The following is an 18,030-nucleotide window of genomic DNA, read 5'->3' on the forward strand; positions in this document are numbered from 1 at the left end:
AGTTTTCCTCCCAATACAATACAAGTGTACTAACTAAGTCATTGACTAACACCAAAGCGATCGCATAAATCTAAAAACAATCTATATAATTCCTATTTAACCTTGCCTTTTCAGGGCATTACTGGCTAAGTATTATAGGTGCTTATGATATCTTCACGATCGTTTAAAGATTATAATCATGGATTTACTTGCCAATCCCGTTGCTTTGTCGCGGATACAATTCGCCATCACCGCTATTTTCCATATGCTTTGGCCGGTGTTAACCACTGGTATGGGCATTTATCTAGTCATTGTCGAAGGATTATGGCTAAAAACTCGCAATCCTGACTACTATCATCACGCTCGCTTCTGGTCAAAACTCTACATTCTCAATTTCGGCATTGGAGTTGCTTCTGGTTTACCGATGGCTTTTCAGTTTGGCATGAATTGGGCGCCTTTTTCGGAAGCAGTGGGGGACTTTTTCGGAACTATCCTCGGTTTCGAGGGAACCATGGCCTTTATGCTAGAGGCTAGTTTTCTAGGAATTATGTTGTTTGGTTGGGGACGAGTTCCCCCTTTAATTCACTTCCTAGCGACAATTCTCGTCGCTTTCGGGGCTAATCTTTCCACTTTCTGGATTTTAACCGCTAATTCTTGGCTGCAAACCCCCGCCGGTGGCATCTTCGTGGATGGTAAATTTATCGTTCAGGATTACCTACAAGCGATTCTCAATCCCTTCATGGTTAATAGTTTCCTGCATATGTTTTTCGCTACTCTGGAAACTTCTCTTTTCGTCATTGGTGGGATTAGTGCTTGGTATTTGCTCAATAAACGTCACATTAGCTTTTTTAGTCGTTCTCTCAAAATTATTCTTACTCTAGCGATTGTTATCGCCCCCTTGCAAATTTTTGTCGGTCATCTTAGTGCCGAACAAGTGTATCACTATCAACCGGCTAAATTAGCCGCCATGGAAGCGCAATGGGAAACCATTCCTGCGGGAGAAACTGCCGGTTGGAGTTTGGTTGCTTTACCCAAGGATAAAGCGGAGACAAATAGCTGGGAAGTGAAGATTCCTAATGCTTTGGGTTATCTTTTGGAATTAAAACCCAAGTTATCGGAACCTGTTCTGGGCTTAAAAACGTGGAAATACGAAGACAGACCGCACATGGTGGGGCTAATCTATTATTCCTTCCGGATTATGGTCGCTATCGGTCTTTTTCTCGCGTCTTTAATGGCTGTAACTGTCGGGCAATGGCTGCGCGGTCAATTATCTAACGAAAAAATCGACAGTCAAAAATGGTTACTACGCGCTTGGGTTTTTGCGGCCCCTCTGGGTTATCTTGCGGTTGAAACCGGTTGGATTGTCCGTTGTGTCGGTCGTCAACCCTGGACGGTTTACAATCAAATCCGGACGGTGGATGCTGCTTCTAAACTGCCCGCAGGCGAGATTTTAACCTCTTTAATCGGAATTACGGCGATTTATGTCGTTTTCTTGGTTTCTGCTCTCTATTTCGGTAGTCTTATTATCCGTCAGGGACCCAATCTTAACTTACCACTGCCGGGGACTCAACAGGAAACAGTGACCTCACAGGAAGCGAATCCCCGTTCCCTAGAAGCGCAACAATAGGAGGAACTATGGAACCGTTACAGTATTTTTTGCCACAAATTTGGTTTTTTATTCTGGGTTTATTCCTGTTTCTCTACGTCCTCCTCGATGGTTTTGACTTGGGGGTAGGAATTCTTTCCCTGACTTCCTCCTCCGAGAAGCGTCGCAGTATTTTAATGACCAGTTTGGGCAATGTTTGGGATGCTAACGAAACTTGGATTGTCTTGATGGGTGGTTCCCTGTTTGGGGCGTTTCCCCTAGCTTACGGGACAATTTTAAACGCTTTATACCTGCCAGCAGTGATTATGGTAGTGGGGCTGTTATTTCGGGCTGTTTCCTTCGAGTTTCGTGAACATTCTCGTCGCAAGTTGTTCTGGAATTATGCCTTCGGACTCGGCAGTTTTTTGGCCGCTTTGGGGCAAGGATTCGCCCTCGGTGCGGTTTTTGAGGGCATTAAAGTGGATGAATTGGGTCATTTTGCCGGCGGTCCCTTTGATTGGTTAACATGGCGATCGATTCTAGTTTCTTTAACTTTAATCCAAGCTTATGTTTTAGTGGGTTCCACTTACCTAATTCTGAAAACTACGGGGAATTTACAGGAAGTTCACTATAAAACGGCAAAAATCGCCGCTATTACCACTTTTATCGGTGCTATCTTTATCACTATCAGTACGCCGCTGCTTTCTGACCATATCCGTCAGCGTTTATTTGACCCTCGACTAATTTACATCTTTATCCTCATCCCGATTTTAGCTGTGGTCTTACTGGGTTTATTACTGCGGAGTTTGCAACTAAAGGAAGAAAACACTCCGATGGTGTGGACAGTATTGCTGTTTATGCTCTCTTTTATCGGTTTGGGATTGTTGATTTTTCCCGATATTATTCCCCCGTCCGTGACAATTTATCAAGCGGCGGCCGCCCCTAGTTCTTTGGTGTTTATGCTGACTTTTGTGGTTTTTTTAATCCCAATTTTACTAGCTTATACAGTTTATAATTACATCGTTTTTCGGGGTAAAATTACTGCTGAATCCTACGGAGAATAGATGAGGTTGCCGATTTCAGACATGAATCTTCTTTGGTGGTATTTTTAAAGGGAAACTCTCGGCTAAAATCGGGCTTTACTTTCGATTTTATCATTCAATCCAAGCTTTTGGGGGGTAGAACCCCCGCGCATTATTTCTTCAGTGGGATGCTTACAGGCAGTTGTTGATACATTTGTAATGATTTAAGAGTCAATAATAATTGCTGATTGTCGGTATTTATGCAAATGACAGATTTCAGACATGAATCTTCTTTTGTGGTATTTTTAAAGGGAGACTCTCTAAGCTGATGCTAAACTGTATTTACTCTAGGAGATCTTTGGGTGTAATTAATTCGTAACGCTCGAAGGGTTGATGAATCCAAGGATTATCGGGGTAATATTCCACATAATAGTCAGGTTTGATTCTTGATGCCGCTTTGTACCAGATCACCGCAGTTTTGATATTGGTAATCCCGTATTTTTCCTGCAATAAAATCGAGGTTTTTTGGAGAGTAATTCCCGAATCGACTAAATCATCCACTAATAACAAGGGACTCTTTAATTTGGCTTCGATCATGGCTAAATTCGAGGAAATAGTTAATTCTCCCCGAATTTGATGATTTTGCCCCCCGTAGGAAGCAGCGTAGAGAATAGCTAGGGGTTGACGAAAAAGACGACAGAGAATGTCACCGACGCGCAATCCTCCCTTAGCTAAACAGACAATCTGAGCAAATTGCCAACCAGAATGATCGATTTTTACTGCTAATTTTTCGATCAGACGATGGTATTCATCCCAAGAAACATAGACATCGGCCATATTTTCCATTCCCGATTCAGAATTACTTATTTTCGGCAGGTCGATCACTACTCCAGGCCCACCAAACTCGATCGCATTGACAATGATAGAATTCCTGCCATTTACGACGAGAATCTTCTCCTAAAACGGGAGCGCGGCGATTGATCCAAACGGCCTGAGCTTCTTTAGCTTTTGCCCCACAGTAAGGACAACAAAAATTGTAGGCGTGAACAGCATTCTCTGTCCAGTCAGGGGGAAAGGGACTAAAAGCATCCATAATCTCTAAAATATAAGAGTAATAACTAGAAAAACTGGGTCAATAGATAATCTCCTTGTTTACTCTATCACTAAAAAAATATGGCTAAAGGGGATCAAATATACGCCTATCGGGAATTGCTCAATCTTCAGGGTGTTTATGCTCATCATGGCATCGATTGCGGTGATGGTAGCGTCATTCATTACCGAAAACCGAGCGAGATTGTCGAACGAACTTCCCTAGAAACTTTTGCTAGGGGCGGTAAAATCTATGTGGTGCGCTATGTAGAGGTGGGATTTTCCTTTATCCCCGATGTGGTGGTAGAAAGGGCGCTAAGTCGTCTGGGGGAGCAGAAATATAATCTTCTTTTTAACAACTGCGAACATTTTGCCACTTGGTGTAAAACCGGTATTAGCAAAAGTCAACAGATAGAAGAATTTATCCCGATTATTACCCATTTACAAGCGGTGGGACTCTACGAACCTCTGAAAAAATCTCTCATCGGAGCCGACCCCAACAATGCCCAAACCCTGTTAACAGGGGCTTTAAGCAATCTTAAGGTCAGTTGGGATGAAATTCAACCCCAGTACAAAAAAGCCCTTCAAGAAGCAGAAACATGGAATCGAGTAGCGATCGAAGCTTTAAGCAAAAATCGCGATGATTTAGCCCGGGAAGCCCTGAAACGCAAGGTAGAAGCCAAAAAACAGGCAAAACGCCATCAGGAACAATTGGATCAAATAGCGGCCATGACCGAAAATGTTCTTAAAAGTCTGGTGATTGCTAACGGTTAGTCTGGATGTCAGTAAACTGTTCAGTATCTAAACCTCTGCCAATTGCCTCGGTTGATTCCCCTCCACATCAGGTAATTTTAGTCGCTCGCCATGGAAATCTGGATTATTTTACGTTTTTCAATCGCCGCTGCCATTATCGCTTTAGTTTGCTGGTCTTTAACCAGTGCCGTGCGCGATAGTTGGCAAGTTGCCCGACGGATGCACTCCATCCCTTGCTCCCACTGCCGCTACTTTACCAACGATTATCGCCTCAAATGTAGTGTACAACCCAGGAGCGCCAACACCGAACAAGCGATCGACTGTGGCGATTATTTTCCTGATGCCTAGTCTGCCATAATACCGAAAAGCTTTTCGAGATGGTGCGAAATTTGCTAGTCTAGGCTAAATAGGTCTGAAATAGTATAGAAAAGTGGATACAATTATTGGTCGGGGCAAAACAGCCCGTAGAGCTTACGGTATCGATGAAATCGCACTTGTACCCGGAGTGCGAACCCTCGATCCTAGTTTAGCCGATACCCGTTGGTCTCTCGGCAATATCGAGCGGGAAATCCCGATTATCGCCAGCGCTATGGATGGGGTGGTGGATACTAAAATGGCCGTCCTTCTCTCCGAGTTGGGGGCGCTAGGGGTACTAAACCTCGAAGGTATTCAAACTCGTTACGAGGATCCTAACCCGATTCTTGATCGCATTGCGGCGGTCGGCAAAGCAGAATTCGTCGGTTTAATGCAGGAACTCTACGCAGAACCGATTAAACCGCAACTAATCGAGCTTCGTATCCAAGAAATTCAAGAAAAAGGCGGTATTGCGGCAGTTAGCCTCACCCCTGCCGGTGCCGTCAAATATGGTGCTATTGTTGCCCAAGCAGCAGCCGATATTCTCTTTGTCCAAGCAACGGTTGTTTCCACTGCCCATTTATCCCCGGAAGCTATCACCCCCCTCGATTTAGTGCAACTGTGCCAAGAAATGCCCCTTCCCGTGGTTTTGGGCAATTGCGTCACCTATGAAGTCGCCCTTAACCTGATGAAAACCGGGGCAGCCGGGGTTTTAGTCGGTATCGGTCCGGGGGCTGCCTGTACTTCTCGCGGCGTTTTAGGGGTGGGAGTTCCCCAGGCCACTGCTGTGGCCGATTGTGCCGCCGCTAGGGACGATTTTTTCCAAGAAACCGGTCAATACGTCCCCGTTATTGCCGATGGCGGCATTATTACCGGCGGTGATATCTGCAAATGTATTGCCTGTGGCGCTGATGCGGTGATGATTGGTTCTCCCATTGCCCGCTCCTTGGAGGCACCGGGCCGCGGTTTTCACTGGGGTATGGCCACACCTAGTCCAGTTCTACCCCGGGGAACCCGGATTAGTGTGGGCAGTACGGGAACTATTGCCGAAATCCTCGTTGGACCGGCAAAATTAGATGATGGTACTCATAACCTCTTGGGGCGCTGAAAACCAGTATGGGAACTTTGGGTGCTAAGAACTTAAAGGAAATGCAACAGGTGGAAGTGGTGATTGCCCCCTCGCTGCTGACGGAGGGTAAAGTCTATCAAAAGGCCCAGCAGTTAGGTATGGGTAAATAAAAGTTATCGGTGAACAGTGATCGGTTATCTGCTTCTCGGAGCAGTTTTTGATTTTTGCCAGAGATGGATTTTCTGCTTGGGATTACCATCACCTTCGGGTTCGGTTCTACCGACTGCCACTATCTCAAAAAACTGTTAAATTGGAAGGGAGCATCTCATTTATGCAAGCGAGTAATTATACTTGTCCCTAAAACTGGTTTCTAGCAAGGCTTTCAAAATAGCTTGACATAAAACCTGATTTAGGAGTTACAAAGGTGAAATGCTCCCAATTGGAAGAACCAAAAGGATAATTTAAAAAAATTGAGTTAAGGAGATCAAAGGTGTATAGAGAAAACGATCGCCCTCACAATTTATTCGGTACCGATAGTGAATTTTCCGAGAGTTTGTGGCAGTATGTCCAGACCTTAAGTCCAGAAACAATCGCCCAACTCTCGAAACCGGAGTCCCAAGAGGTTTTTCAAGTGATGGAACGCAACATTATCGGACTTTTGGGCAACCTTCCTTCGGAACATTTCGGGGTCACTATCAGTACCAGTCGCGAACATCTGGGCCGGTTATTGGCCTCAGCAATGATGAGTGGTTACTTTCTCCGCAATGCTGAACAGAGAATGAATTTTGAAAAATCCCTCGCTAGTCTCCAGAGTGGTTCTAGCGATGTTTAAGGTTTAGCGGTAGTTAGTTTGAAAGGGAAAAAGAAGCAATCAGATTTTAGTTACAAGATAACTTTGATCTGGTTAATAACTGATAACTGATAACTGATAACTGATTAAAGACAGTTTTGCTGCCAGAGTAGTTCTTTTTCGATTCCCTGTTTTTCTCCGGGGGGGACAGTCCTTTCCCGCATGATATAAAGTTGCAGGGATTTAATTTGTTGATCACTACCGTGCTGCTGATTCCAGTTTTGACAGAGATACTGACCAAACTCTCCATAAACTGACCGACCGATAGCTCGATTAAGATTAATAAAATATACCCGCCACTGCATGGTTTTATACAAACGATTGCGATCGCTATCCGTGGGTTTATCCCAAATTACCGGCTGTCCTTCTCTAAATATATCTACCGTGGAACCATCGGCTAATTGACTGACTGCCACAAACCAAGCATCATCGCGAGGGGGACTAGGGGAAAAAATAGTCCAATATTGGTCTAAACGGGTAACTCTTGCCAGAATATCAATTGTATTAAAAGTACGACGGGTGAGCAAGCGATCAAGAGACTTAATTAGAGGTGTATTTAAATCGCCTCTATCGACCGATTGCCGGACAAAACTGCGTAAATTCCAGATACTGGTCAACAAGAAGAAGAAAATTACCAAAATATTTAAAGGTAAAGAGGATTTAATCGTCAGGGGACGAAACTTGAGAGGTTTGGTGAAATTGCCCATAAAACGACGATGGGAGGCAATCCACTCATAAATTCTCGTTCCCAGGGTCATGAGGGGCGGTAAACGCAAAATTGGCGCTAAAAACCAGAAAATCGGCGAAAGACTGACAATATAAACCAATGCTGACCATTTAAACCGACGTTTTCCCTGCCAATCTTCCACCACCCAAGAATTTTGGGCCACCATATCCTCGTATATTGAGGGGTTATCCTGCGCGACTAACAGGGGAGTGCCGGGTAAAATGAGAAACGTGCGGAGAAGATGAACAACTTTCTTGCAAAATCCACAATCTCGATCATAATTAATCCTTAAACCTTCCCTTTCTGGGTTTATTATCCGTTTTTGTCCCCAATCCCAGACAAGACTAGGTATGATGGGCAACCAATGGGTAACACTCAAGAAAGGGAAAACCCCTAAATGTAGAATCAGTGCAAAAACCGTATGCAAGAAAATAAAGGAAACTACGGCGATTATTTTAAATAAACTATTGCGAAAGGGAACAAACATCAATAGCGGACCGAACCATTCAAAGCCTAGGGCTGAAATTGTCAGGAATTTGAGGAATTGCTGCGGTAAAGTCAGTAAAAAACTCCCGAAAGCGGTAGCGTATTGATCGTAACTAAGAGAGTAATAAACGGCTGTACCGTCGGGCCACCAAGTCTCACTTTTGAGTTTAAAAACCACTGACCACATATAGATATAACACACCTGTATCATAAAAGCCACCGTGGCAGCCGAAACTACGCGCTTGGGTAGGGGGTTGGGATTGGTGTTTAAGGCACTTTCCACGGAATAACAGGCACCGAGGGGTAAAAACATCGCCCAGAATAATACTGCCCGGATTACGTCATCGGCGGCAAATAGTAACAGGGGGTTGCGATGATGTAAAGAGACGATTAGCGCCCAAGTGGCGATCGTGGCTAAACGGGTATGATAGCCAATTAAAAGCAATAATGCGATCGCTATAGCGACAATAAACAGGATACTCTGCACCAGTACCGAGTCACTGAGAGCAAAAATCGACCAGTAAAAAGGACTAGCAGAAACTTTCGATAAGCTTCCTAGGGGTAAAACCCCTAATTCGCTGTAATGGGCAGTTACTTGGCTAAAACGAACTGATAAATCCACTAAAACCACTAACGCCAAGGCAATGCGAAATAAAGCCAGCGATCGCAGGTCAAACCCGAAAATCTCTGCCAGTCTTTGTCTAAATGATTTTGTCATTATCGCCATAGGATGATGATTCCCTCCACTTCTTCAATAAACCTACTTTTTGACTCTCCCCCGCTAACCGCTCGCACGGTGTAGCGGGGGATTCTTGGTTCATCTGCTCTTGACTAGATCAAACAGGTTTAACTGAACGATCCCCGTTAGATCGCCTCCGCAAGCGTTTTCTAACAGGGTCAGTCCGACCGCGTTTTTTCCTCGGTTCTCGATTACCTTCGCCGATGCCGTATCTCTCGGTTCGATGTGACCACAAGAATCGCATCGGTGAACTCTTTCCGATAACGACTTTTTACCAGTGAACGCGCCACAATTAGGACACTCTTGCGAAGTTCCGTTTTTATCAACCTTAAGATAATATCGCCAATTCAAAAATGAAACGCATCAACCTCAAGAGTTGACAAAGAAAGGCTCATCAGGTACTGTCTGATCATTAACAAAAACAAATCAGACCCAAAAACGAAGCCCCAACATCTTAACATAGAACAAAGAAACTTGCTCTACCAACTTAGTCAGGAGGGAAATTTATCTCAACGGCAAATGGCCGTCTGGCTCGGATGTCATCAAAGCACGATATCACGAGAATTAAGAAGGAATCAAAGTTCTCTCGGCTGCTATCTACCTGACACAGCACAAGCTGAAAGCGAGACGCGCACCAAAAATGCCAAACAACCCTTTAAAAATGTCAGAGAGTCAGCCTTAGAGTTGGTGAAAGAAGGATTGAAAAATTATCATAGTCCCGAACAAATAGCAGGTCGTCTGAAAAGAGCCAGTTAAGAATCGCTCAGTCATGAAACCATCTATCAAATGATCTATCAAAACTACCCTTGACTGTGGAAAGTATCAAGAATACCTACGCGGCCAGACGAGGAAAAAGAAAGAGTCGAAATGGAGCAAAAAGTAAGCGTGGAGGGATTCCAGGGCGTGTAGATATCAGCGAGCGACCAGCAATTGCTGACCAGAAAACCGAAATCGGTCATTGGGAAAGTGACACAATGATTGGGGGCAATCATCTAGGAGTTCTCGTTACTCATGTGTACAAAGCCTCGAAATTTTTAGGAGCAGGATTAGCCAAAAACAAAACCGCATCGGAAATCAATAGAGTCACAGAAAAACTTTTCCAAGAGATTCACCCTGACAAAAGAAAAACCTTTACTTGTGACAACGGCAAAGAATTTTGTGGATATCAAGAGTTGAGTCAGAAACTAGGAGCAGATTTTTATTTTGCTACTCCTTATCATTCGTGGGAGAGGGGATTAAACGAGCATACCAATGGACTGTTAAGACAATTTTTCCCCAAGGGAACGAATTTAAAAATTGTTAAGCCAGAGGAGGTGGAAAGAGTCGTAAACTTAATTAACAATCGTCCTCGAAAATGTCTTGACTATCGTACCCCGAATGAGGTATTCTATAAAGGTAGATCAGATAGTGATGCAATTCAGACTTGAATCGGCCCAATCCTGTTATAATTGCAGTGAGATTACTAAACTTTTTTCCCAGATAAATTATAAGTAAGTGCTTATAATTAAGGTTCTACTGAACTTGTCATGTAAAATTGACAGTTGAAAATAGGCAAAAGGCAATAGGCAAAATATTTTAAGAATTTAGTTTTTTAAGAAGAGAAGGAATCATTCGGGTTTCTTCCAGGAGTAAAGAAATAATCGATTTAATATCTTTTTCCCCTATTGCCTGTTGCCTGTTGCCTTAAATCAATTACTAATTTAGCATAACAATTACGGAAGAGCCTTACATCAATCTTCAGATTCCGCAAAGCTTCCAGGACCGAGCGTTGACCCGCATCTTCATCAAGGTAGAGACGGATTTGACTCATTACAATTCACCGGCTCGATATCGGGATTCCCAGTCTTCACAATCGGCTCGGTAAGCATCGATATCGGCCTCTATCTGTTCTTTATTCGCGTGATAATACGCTAGAGCGCTATAAATTTGAGCCAGATTTAACTGAGGATACTCCTTAGCGATCGCTTCGGCACTCATTCCCGTTTTATGATCCATGACTAAACTTTGAATCGTGATTCTAGTTCCCGCGATCCGGGGACGGGAATTACAAATATCCGGACTAGCCACAATAAATTCGCTAATATCAATGCCTGTAGCCATATTTTCGCCTAGAGAAGTCCCTTTTATTGTAGCTCGATCGATACATCCGAACAAGAAAAAAGCCCCCCTTTCGAGGATGCCCTTTTATCTAATGATTTAGACGCTAACTGATTGAGATGCCAAAAATAGGTAATTTATGGACTTTCCCATCAAAGTTAGGTTATATTATGACCATTTCTTAATTAAAAAACCCACCAAAGAAAACAGCCCTAACCCTAAAATAGAACTAGGCTCCGGTACAGATGGATTATTTTGCGGATTTAAACGAGCAATCCAAGCTTCAAGATTGCCATTAGGGTTCCATCCTTGACCCACGATCGTTAACCCATCAGCAGATACTTGAGGATTTCCAGCATAACTCAATGCCCCCCAACCAGTTAAATCTAAACCGTAATCATTGGTTAAAATCTCTCTTAAGCTCCGCATCCCTTGTGTGGAATTCCAGACAAATACCTCACCACCAACACTATAACCAACAATAACAGACCCATCGGCTGATACTCCAGTAGCCGCGCTCACGAAAAGACCCCCTGGTAAAGACCCTAAACCAATCATCCCCGTCCCTTGTGTCCAACGGAATGCTTCATAACCATAAGCTCCAGAGCTTTGACCAACCACAACAGACCCATCGGCTGATACATTTTGAGCACTGCTCCAGAAATTACCCCCCGGTAAGTCTCCTAGACCGACCATCCCTGTCCCTTGTGTCCAACGAAATGCCTCCTGCCAACCTAATACCTCAATTCCATTGGCACTCGTGCTGTTACCAACAACAACAGACCCATTGGCTGATACTCCAGTAGCAGAACTGGCGGCATAGTAACCACCCCCAGGCAAGTACCCCAACCCAACCATGCCCGTTGCTTGTGTCCAACGGAATGCCGTACCGTAAAATCCTGTGCCATTACCAACCACAACAGACCCATCGGCTGATACTCCAGTAGCTTTGCTATCGAAAATACCTCCCGGCAAGTCCCCAAGACCGACCATTCCCGTTGCTTGTGTCCAACGAAATGCCTCATAACCACCATAACCACCATTAACATTAGGAATGTTGCTGTAACCTACAACAACAGACCCATCTGCTGATATTCCAAGAGCATTACTCCCAGCGTTAAGATTAGCACTAGGCCCACCCCCCGGTAAGAACCCTAGTCCGACCATTCCTGTCCCTTGTGTCCAACGGAATGCTTCAGTAGGACTGTTAACACTACTGCTTTCACCAACAACAACAGACCCATCTGCTGATACTCCATGAGCAAAGCTCCTACTAAAACTGCCTCCTGGTAAGAACCCTAACCCCGTAAAAAAAGGGGCGGCTTGTACTGGAACAGCCACCCCGATCGCACCCAATCCGATCCCTAAGCTGATACAATTAGCTAGTATCTTGTTCATAACCTGATAAGACTCCAAAAAACTAAGTGATTCTTACAATCTAGATGTTCACTTTGGTTTTGTCTGTGGGAATTTGTGGCCATTTTGGATTTTCTGATACAATAATTTTTGTGGGATAAAGTGGGATTTAGTGACAAAAAGGAGGGCAAGGCTCATGAAACAAGGCTAAATTTTCGTTAATAAGGCAAGAGAACAGGCAAAAGTTTTCGCTTGTTTTTCCAACTTTAACAATATCTAATGTAAAGGACAAATTACTAAATTAAGAGGTTAATCAGTAAAAAAAAGCAAAAAATGGAAGAATTATTAGAGTTAAAAAATCTATTACTAGCTGGCAATGTTCCCGATGCCTTGATCTTGGTAGAGGAAATGACAGAAATGAGCAAGGATGATAAGCTCAATAAGATTTTTAGCTTTAGTATTATTGTATTATTACATCTGATTAAACAGCAAGCAGAAAAACGCAGTACACGCTCATGGGAAACCTCTATTTCTAATTCTGTTCGACAGATTCAACGCATTAATCAACGACGTAAAACTGGAGGAAATTATCTAACATCAGAAGAATTAAAAGAAACCTTAGATGATGCTTATTCTTCGGCTTTAAGACAAGGGGCATTAGAAGCTTTTGAAGGTATATATCAACCCGAAGAAATTGAGGCTATGATTGATAAAAATAAAATTATTAATCAAGCATTGGAATTGATATTAATCGATTAAGTAACAGGTGACAGTCGGAAACAAATCAGGAGGGTTAAATGTCAGAAACAGTCGCTTAAAGATTAGCAGCCTATTTAAAAACCTTAACAGAGGAAAATTAATGATTAACTTAGAACAAATTCAACAAGATATTAACCAATTACCTGAAAAAGCACAAAACTTACTGATTGATTTTATTGAGTTATTAAAAAAACGCTATTCTTTAGCAAAAAAGCCGGAGATTGCAGCAAAAATAAACCCTGAAGCTCAAAGTACCCTAGACATTTTAAAAGAATCTGGATTAATCGGTTGTATTAGTGCAGAATCAGACCTTTCTACTAATTATAAATCCGTTTTCAAAGAAGGATTAAAAGCTAAATATGATCATCGTTGATACTGGGTTCTGGGTGGCTTTATTTAACAATAAAGATCAATATCATCTAATAGCACAGCAAACCTTAGCACAGTATTCTTCCCAACCCCTAATTACAACTTGGTGTGTTTTAACAGAAACTTGTCATCAGTCCGTAGTAGTCCGTAGCGAATATGTCAGATTTTTAAATATAGCGCAGAGTTCAATTCATAAATTAGAAACTTATCTTCTCCTATCTGGACGGATAGGATGAGGTGAGCAAAAAGAGATAAAATAATAGTCGATCTTTTGCAAAAGTAAAGTAAAATGATTATTAGTCTGATAAAAAAACAAGAAACCTAAAATATGTTCCCTGATCCCAACCAGCAATACAACTGTTCTATCACTTACTTATATGGATATTCAAACCCTTTTAGAATGGACAGATAAACAGGTATTAGAGAAAACTGGTAAACATCTTGATTCATTGCAAGAATCCATCTTACAGGGTATTTGGGAACATCAAGATTATGAAGAAATTGCCAAAGATAATCAGCGCAGTTATGACCATATAAAAAAAGAAGCATGGAAGTTATGGCAACTGTTATCTGATGTTTTTGAAGAAGATATAAAAAAGTCTAATGTTCGTTCTATTTTAGAAAATAAAGCTTCATCCATTATTTATCACTTTGTTAACTATCATTGTAATAATATCGGCAATAACCATATAAATATCTGTCGAGAAAATAATCCCTATTCAGAAAACAACTTAAAAAAGTCTTCAAATTTTCCAGATAATGATCATCAATCCCCCATAATTGACTTAACAAAAGCTCCTGAATTAAGGTATAACTATGGACGTAAGTTAGAAATATCAACCTTAAAAGAATGGCTAGATAATAAAACTCGATTAATTACCATTTATGGGTTAAGTGGAATTGGAAAAACAGCTTTAACCCTTAAATTAATTTCAGAAATTGCCCCACAATTTGATTATATTATTTATCGCAGTCTGGAAAATATTCCTCAATTAATCGCTCTCAAAGATGATCTAAAACAGTTTTTCGCCCAATCTCTATCAACCCCCTTACCTGATATAATAGATTATCTAAGCTCCTATCGTTGTTTAATTATTCTTGATGATGTGCAGAATATTTTTAAACCGGGGGAATTAGCAGGTAAATATTTAAACGACTGTCAGGATTATCATAAATTTTTTCAGCAAATTGCTACCACATCTCATCAAAGTTGTTTGATTTTAATTAGTTGGGAACTTCCCAGAGATTTTGTCACCTTAAAATCCGATAAAATTAAAACTTTATACCTGCAAGGTTTAACAACAGAATTTGAAGAAATCTTCAAAGAATACGGTTTAAAAAGTGAGGAGAAATGGACGGAACTGAGGGAACTTTATCAAGGTCATCCTAACTGGTTAAATATCATCTCCTCAACCCTTATTGAACTATTTGATGGAGAAGTATCCTTATTTTTAGAACAAATGAAAAATGAAATTTATTTAGTAGATATAGAAGACTCGATCGAATGTCATTTACAGCGTTTATCCGCAACAGAAAAAAAGGTGATACACTGGTTAGCTAATCAAACTGAAGCGGTAGAAAAGTTTCCCAAAACTGCTAATCTTGACTTATCTACTTCTGAATTTTGGGCAGCTATTCAGTCATTAATGAGACGCTGTTTACTGGATAAATTACCATCAGAAACCTCGTCCTATTTTCCTATTAATCCTGTGTTTAAATCCTATCTTAAAAGAAATCCTAACGATTAGGATTATCTCTTTACAAATAAATGCGATCGCATTTTTATCTTTAACTATTTTGTAAGACTTGTAAGAATAAATTTGGCGATAAAATTTGTGTATGATGATAATGCTTTAGCGGTAAAATGTGTTTTTTATCTAAAGAAACTAGATAATCAGCACCTATTTCGTAAGCGGCTGCCAAAAACATATTATCATTTGGATCAACCTGATCGAGTAGCGTTGCTTGATAAATGCCTTGAATTTTGATAGCAGTATAAAAAATAGCCGTTAAAATATCCTTAATATCATTTCTGTCAATATTTTTTACTAATACTTTTTCAACCAATTCCTCCAATAATTGAGGAGAAATAACTAACTTAAATCTACCCTCTCTCCAATAACGAATAATTTGACAAGGCACACTGTTAGGATTTTTACTTAACAAAGCTGAAAGAAAAACCGAAGTATCAAGAATAACAAGAGGTGAATCTTGAGCAAACATCATAGTAAATCAGATTCTTCTAAGTTTCCTGAAATTCTCACACAAGCGTCATCAAATTTTTGCCAAACTTCATGATAACAATTATCGGGCATATTTTGAACCTCATTTAATGTTTCCATAATCAAATCTTTGGCCTGTTTTCTATTTACATTTTCTTTTAAAACTTCTAAATGCTTGTGTAACTGTTCTAATAACCATTTTTTATCTTCAAACGAAAAATTTCGTAACTTTTGTTCCAGTTCAATAATTTGAGGGGATATCATAAAATTAACTCCATTTAACATTGAGCTATATCATAATTCTAACAACAAAAAAGCACCCCCTCGCGGGAGTGCCTTTTTGTTCAGACTAGGAATTAACCATTGATAGCAGGAGCGGTCAGAGCCACAGGAGCCTGTTCACCACTAGCTAAGTCTAAGGGGAAGTTATGTGCATTGCGCTCGTGCATTACTTCCATACCGATACCAGCGCGGTTTAACACATCGGCCCAAGTACCGATTACACGACCTTGAGAATCGAGAATCGACTGGTTGAAGTTAAAACCATTGAGGTTAAACGCCATGGTGCTAACACCCATTGCCGTAAACCAGATACCGATTACCGGCCATGCACCTAAGAAGAAGTGCAGAGAGCGGCTGTTGTTGAAAGAAGCGTATTGGAAGATTAAACGTCCGAAGTAACCGTGAGCGGCAACGATATTGTAGGTTTCTTCTTCTTGACCGAATTTGTAACCGTAGTTCTGAGATTCGATTTCGGTGGTTTCACGCACTAAGGAAGAAGTTACTAGAGAACCGTGCATTGCACTGAACAAGGAACCGCCGAACACACCAGCAACACCTAACATATGGAAGGGGTGCATCAGGATGTTATGTTCTGCTTGGAACACGAACATAAAGTTGAAGGTTCCAGAGATTCCTAAAGGCATACCATCAGAGAAAGAACCTTGTCCGATGGGATAGATTAAGAATACAGCAGTTGCGGCGGATACAGGTGCAGAGTAAGCTACACAAATCCAAGGACGCATTCCTAAACGGAAAGACAGTTCCCACTGACGACCGAGGTAGCAGAAGACACCTAGTAAGAAGTGGAAAATGACTAACTGGTAGGGACCACCGTTGTATAACCACTCATCTAAGGAAGCTGCTTCCCAGATGGGGTAGAAGTGGAGTCCAATCGCGTTAGAAGAGGGAACAACTGCACCAGAGATGATGTTGTTTCCGTAGAGTAGGGAACCAGCTACAGGCTCGCGAATACCGTCGATATCTACAGGAGGAGCGGCGATAAAGGCGATGATGAAGCAGGTGGTGGCGGTGAGCAGGGTGGGGATCATGATGACACCGAACCAACCGATGTATAAACGGTTGTTGGTGCTGGTAATCCACTGGCAGAACTGCTCCCACAGGGAAGCGCTCTCGCGCTGTTGTAGAGTGGTGGTCATTGGTTTATGATTCCTATTAAGTTATCGAGGTACGATTGATTGATGATGTTTCTATCTTAGAGAGTTTGTAACGGTTTGTAAAGGGGTTTGACGATATTGTTACTTATATCATTGATAAGCTGGGGTTATGCTAAGTCTATAGGGTTTCCTGACCAAGTTTTCCTTTTGGGGAGTACGTCGTCAGGGGCCGATGCTAAATCAGGTCATACTTCATGTTTATGAAAAAACCCTAGATCTCGAACTCAGGTTAGACTAAAAAGGGAAGTTTAATCATAATGGCGGTTGTCCTGACTATGGTAGAAAAAGTTCGTAAAACCGAGGCGGAATGGCAGGCCCAGCTAACTCCCGAACAGTTCCAAGTTACTCGCAAAAAGGGAACAGAACGGGCGTTTACGGGTAAATATCACGATAATAAGGAAAAAGGTATTTACAAATGTGTCTGCTGTGGTACGGAGTTATTTACTTCTGACAGCAAGTATGATTCGGGTACTGGTTGGCCGAGTTTCTGGACTGCTGCTAACGAGACTAATATTAAGTACGAACGAGATATTAGCTTTTTCATGGTGCGGACAGAGATTGTTTGTGCCGCCTGTGATGCACATCTCGGTCACGTTTTTAACGATGGTCCACCTCCAACGGGAAAACGCTATTGTCTCAACTCTGCCGCTTTGCAGTTTGAAAAAAATCCCTAAAGCAAAAAGAGGTCTTTCCAGACCTCTTTTTTTTAAGTTCCAGTGGCAGCCAATTACAGTAAACCTGTATTAGTTCCCGGTTTGCCGGTAGCTAACTGCACTTTGACAATTTTGCCGCCCATTTTCATGATGCGTTGTTGCTCACGAAACCAATTATCGTAGGGAACGAGTTTGGTGAAATAGGTATTTTGTAATTCCCGTTGTGTCCGAATGCGGCTTTGGCTAGGAACACAAGCGGTGATTTTGAACATCCGCATGGATTGATTTCTCCTAATCGCTGAAAAACTTGTCGCTCAAACTAACGAAGGCTTTTTCCTAAAATAACAAAGGTCGGGAGTCAAGGATCAATACTAGCTCGTCAAAACCTATCTTGGACAGATTCAGCCTTTAAAGACCTAGCACTCATCCTCGGCTTCCCGAACCTATTTTGTCCGAGTTCGTTA

19 protein-coding genes and 4 pseudogenes are annotated in these 18,030 nt (G+C 41.8%); 12 read left to right on the forward strand and 11 right to left on the reverse strand.

Annotation, left to right across the window (positions count from 1 at the left end):
- The first annotated feature begins 178 nt into the window (after positions 1-178).
- Positions 179-1,606, forward strand: a complete 1,428-nt coding sequence (locus VL20_RS01850; RefSeq protein WP_052275426.1) for a cytochrome ubiquinol oxidase subunit I — start codon at positions 179-181, stop codon at positions 1,604-1,606.
- Between the two features lie 8 nt (positions 1,607-1,614).
- Complete coding sequence (gene cydB / locus VL20_RS01855) at positions 1,615-2,628, forward strand: cytochrome d ubiquinol oxidase subunit II (RefSeq protein WP_052275427.1); 1,014 nt, start codon at positions 1,615-1,617, stop codon at positions 2,626-2,628.
- Between the two features lie 300 nt (positions 2,629-2,928).
- On the opposite strand, the gene VL20_RS01860 is transcribed toward cydB, so the two are convergent.
- Positions 2,929-3,423, reverse strand: a complete 495-nt coding sequence (locus VL20_RS01860) for a phosphoribosyltransferase (RefSeq protein WP_039899628.1) — start codon at positions 3,421-3,423, stop codon at positions 2,929-2,931.
- Positions 3,424-3,445: 22 nt separating this feature from the next.
- On the reverse strand, positions 3,446-3,679 hold the full coding sequence (locus tag VL20_RS01865) for a hypothetical protein (RefSeq protein ID WP_002771307.1): 234 nt from the start codon (positions 3,677-3,679) through the stop codon (positions 3,446-3,448).
- Positions 3,680-3,759: 80 nt separating this feature from the next.
- On the opposite strand from VL20_RS01865, the gene VL20_RS01870 reads away from it, so the two are divergent.
- The 4 genes and pseudogenes from VL20_RS01870 to VL20_RS01885 all read left to right on the forward strand — a co-directional run bounded on the left by VL20_RS01870 (position 3,760) and on the right by VL20_RS01885 (position 6,683).
- Positions 3,760-4,449, forward strand: coding sequence for a lecithin retinol acyltransferase family protein (locus VL20_RS01870; RefSeq protein WP_052275428.1), 690 nt, complete (start codon positions 3,760-3,762; stop codon positions 4,447-4,449).
- A gap of 90 nt (positions 4,450-4,539) precedes the next feature.
- Entirely contained in the window at positions 4,540-4,776 is a 237-nt protein-coding gene (locus VL20_RS01875; protein WP_016514875.1) for a hypothetical protein, read from the forward strand.
- Positions 4,777-4,858: 82 nt separating this feature from the next.
- Positions 4,859-6,021, forward strand: a pseudogene (locus tag VL20_RS01880) (GuaB3 family IMP dehydrogenase-related protein).
- A gap of 320 nt (positions 6,022-6,341) precedes the next feature.
- Positions 6,342-6,683, forward strand: coding sequence for a DUF760 domain-containing protein (locus VL20_RS01885; protein WP_002796237.1), 342 nt, complete (start codon positions 6,342-6,344; stop codon positions 6,681-6,683).
- Between the two features lie 104 nt (positions 6,684-6,787).
- On the opposite strand, the gene VL20_RS01890 is transcribed toward VL20_RS01885, so the two are convergent.
- Positions 6,788-8,641 (reverse strand): hypothetical protein, encoded by a 1,854-nt coding sequence (locus VL20_RS01890; protein WP_128575123.1) that lies wholly within the window; start codon positions 8,639-8,641, stop codon positions 6,788-6,790.
- Positions 8,642-8,731: 90 nt separating this feature from the next.
- Positions 8,732-8,995 (reverse strand): annotated as a pseudogene (locus tag VL20_RS26925) (zinc ribbon domain-containing protein); the annotation flags it as partial.
- Positions 8,996-9,064: 69 nt separating this feature from the next.
- Between VL20_RS26925 and VL20_RS26930 the strand changes: the two are divergent.
- Positions 9,065-10,080: pseudogene (locus tag VL20_RS26930) on the forward strand (IS30 family transposase).
- A 218-nt stretch (positions 10,081-10,298) separates the two neighbouring features.
- On the opposite strand, the gene VL20_RS30945 reads toward VL20_RS26930, so the two are convergent.
- The 3 genes from VL20_RS30945 to VL20_RS01910 form a co-directional block, all read right to left on the reverse strand.
- Positions 10,299-10,463 carry a hypothetical protein gene (locus VL20_RS30945; RefSeq protein ID WP_002788348.1) on the reverse strand — a complete coding sequence of 55 codons (165 nt, stop codon included), beginning with the start codon at positions 10,461-10,463 and terminating at the stop codon, positions 10,299-10,301.
- On the reverse strand, positions 10,463-10,753 hold the full coding sequence (locus VL20_RS01905; protein ID WP_052275430.1) for a DUF433 domain-containing protein: 291 nt from the start codon (positions 10,751-10,753) through the stop codon (positions 10,463-10,465). Before VL20_RS01905 ends, VL20_RS30945 begins: the two co-directional genes overlap by 1 nt.
- Positions 10,754-10,918: 165 nt before the next feature.
- Positions 10,919-12,148, reverse strand: coding sequence for an HAF repeat-containing PEP-CTERM protein (locus tag VL20_RS01910; protein WP_052275431.1), 1,230 nt, complete (start codon positions 12,146-12,148; stop codon positions 10,919-10,921).
- Positions 12,149-12,439: 291 nt separating this feature from the next.
- Here VL20_RS01910 and VL20_RS01915 point away from each other — a divergent pair, with 291 nt between their 5' ends.
- The 4 genes and pseudogenes from VL20_RS01915 to VL20_RS01930 all read left to right on the forward strand — a co-directional run bounded on the left by VL20_RS01915 (position 12,440) and on the right by VL20_RS01930 (position 14,982).
- Positions 12,440-12,865, forward strand: coding sequence for a DUF29 family protein (locus VL20_RS01915; RefSeq protein WP_052275432.1), 426 nt, complete (start codon positions 12,440-12,442; stop codon positions 12,863-12,865).
- A gap of 100 nt (positions 12,866-12,965) precedes the next feature.
- On the forward strand, positions 12,966-13,238 hold the full coding sequence (locus VL20_RS01920) for a hypothetical protein (RefSeq protein ID WP_052278354.1): 273 nt from the start codon (positions 12,966-12,968) through the stop codon (positions 13,236-13,238).
- Positions 13,225-13,365: pseudogene (locus VL20_RS01925) on the forward strand (type II toxin-antitoxin system VapC family toxin); the annotation flags it as partial. The gene VL20_RS01920 and the pseudogene VL20_RS01925, both read left to right, overlap by 14 nt.
- Before the next feature lie 246 nt (positions 13,366-13,611).
- Positions 13,612-14,982, forward strand: a complete 1,371-nt coding sequence (locus tag VL20_RS01930) for a helix-turn-helix domain-containing protein (protein WP_052275434.1) — start codon at positions 13,612-13,614, stop codon at positions 14,980-14,982.
- A gap of 40 nt (positions 14,983-15,022) precedes the next feature.
- Here the strand turns inward: VL20_RS01930 and VL20_RS01935 are convergent, their stop codons facing one another.
- The 3 genes from VL20_RS01935 to psbA all read right to left on the reverse strand — a co-directional run bounded on the left by VL20_RS01935 (position 15,023) and on the right by psbA (position 16,895).
- Positions 15,023-15,460, reverse strand: coding sequence for a putative toxin-antitoxin system toxin component, PIN family (locus VL20_RS01935; RefSeq protein ID WP_052275435.1), 438 nt, complete (start codon positions 15,458-15,460; stop codon positions 15,023-15,025).
- Positions 15,457-15,720: a hypothetical protein gene (locus tag VL20_RS01940; protein ID WP_052278355.1), complete on the reverse strand. Its 264-nt coding sequence runs from the start codon at positions 15,718-15,720 to the stop codon at positions 15,457-15,459. The genes VL20_RS01935 and VL20_RS01940 overlap by 4 nt, the downstream gene beginning before the upstream one ends.
- A 92-nt stretch (positions 15,721-15,812) precedes the next feature.
- Positions 15,813-16,895: a photosystem II q(b) protein gene (gene psbA, locus VL20_RS01945; RefSeq protein ID WP_045358920.1), complete on the reverse strand. Its 1,083-nt coding sequence runs from the start codon at positions 16,893-16,895 to the stop codon at positions 15,813-15,815.
- Between the two features lie 275 nt (positions 16,896-17,170).
- Here psbA and msrB point away from each other — a divergent pair, with 275 nt between their 5' ends.
- Positions 17,171-17,587, forward strand: a complete 417-nt coding sequence (gene msrB / locus VL20_RS01950; RefSeq protein WP_002758329.1) for a peptide-methionine (R)-S-oxide reductase MsrB — start codon at positions 17,171-17,173, stop codon at positions 17,585-17,587.
- Between the two features lie 53 nt (positions 17,588-17,640).
- On the opposite strand, the gene VL20_RS01955 is transcribed toward msrB, so the two are convergent.
- Complete coding sequence (locus VL20_RS01955; protein WP_002739162.1) at positions 17,641-17,844, reverse strand: phycobilisome linker polypeptide; 204 nt, start codon at positions 17,842-17,844, stop codon at positions 17,641-17,643.
- Positions 17,845-18,030 lie beyond the last annotated feature (186 nt).

Source organism: Microcystis panniformis FACHB-1757 (assembly GCF_001264245.1).
Classification (GTDB): domain Bacteria; phylum Cyanobacteriota; class Cyanobacteriia; order Cyanobacteriales; family Microcystaceae; genus Microcystis; species Microcystis panniformis.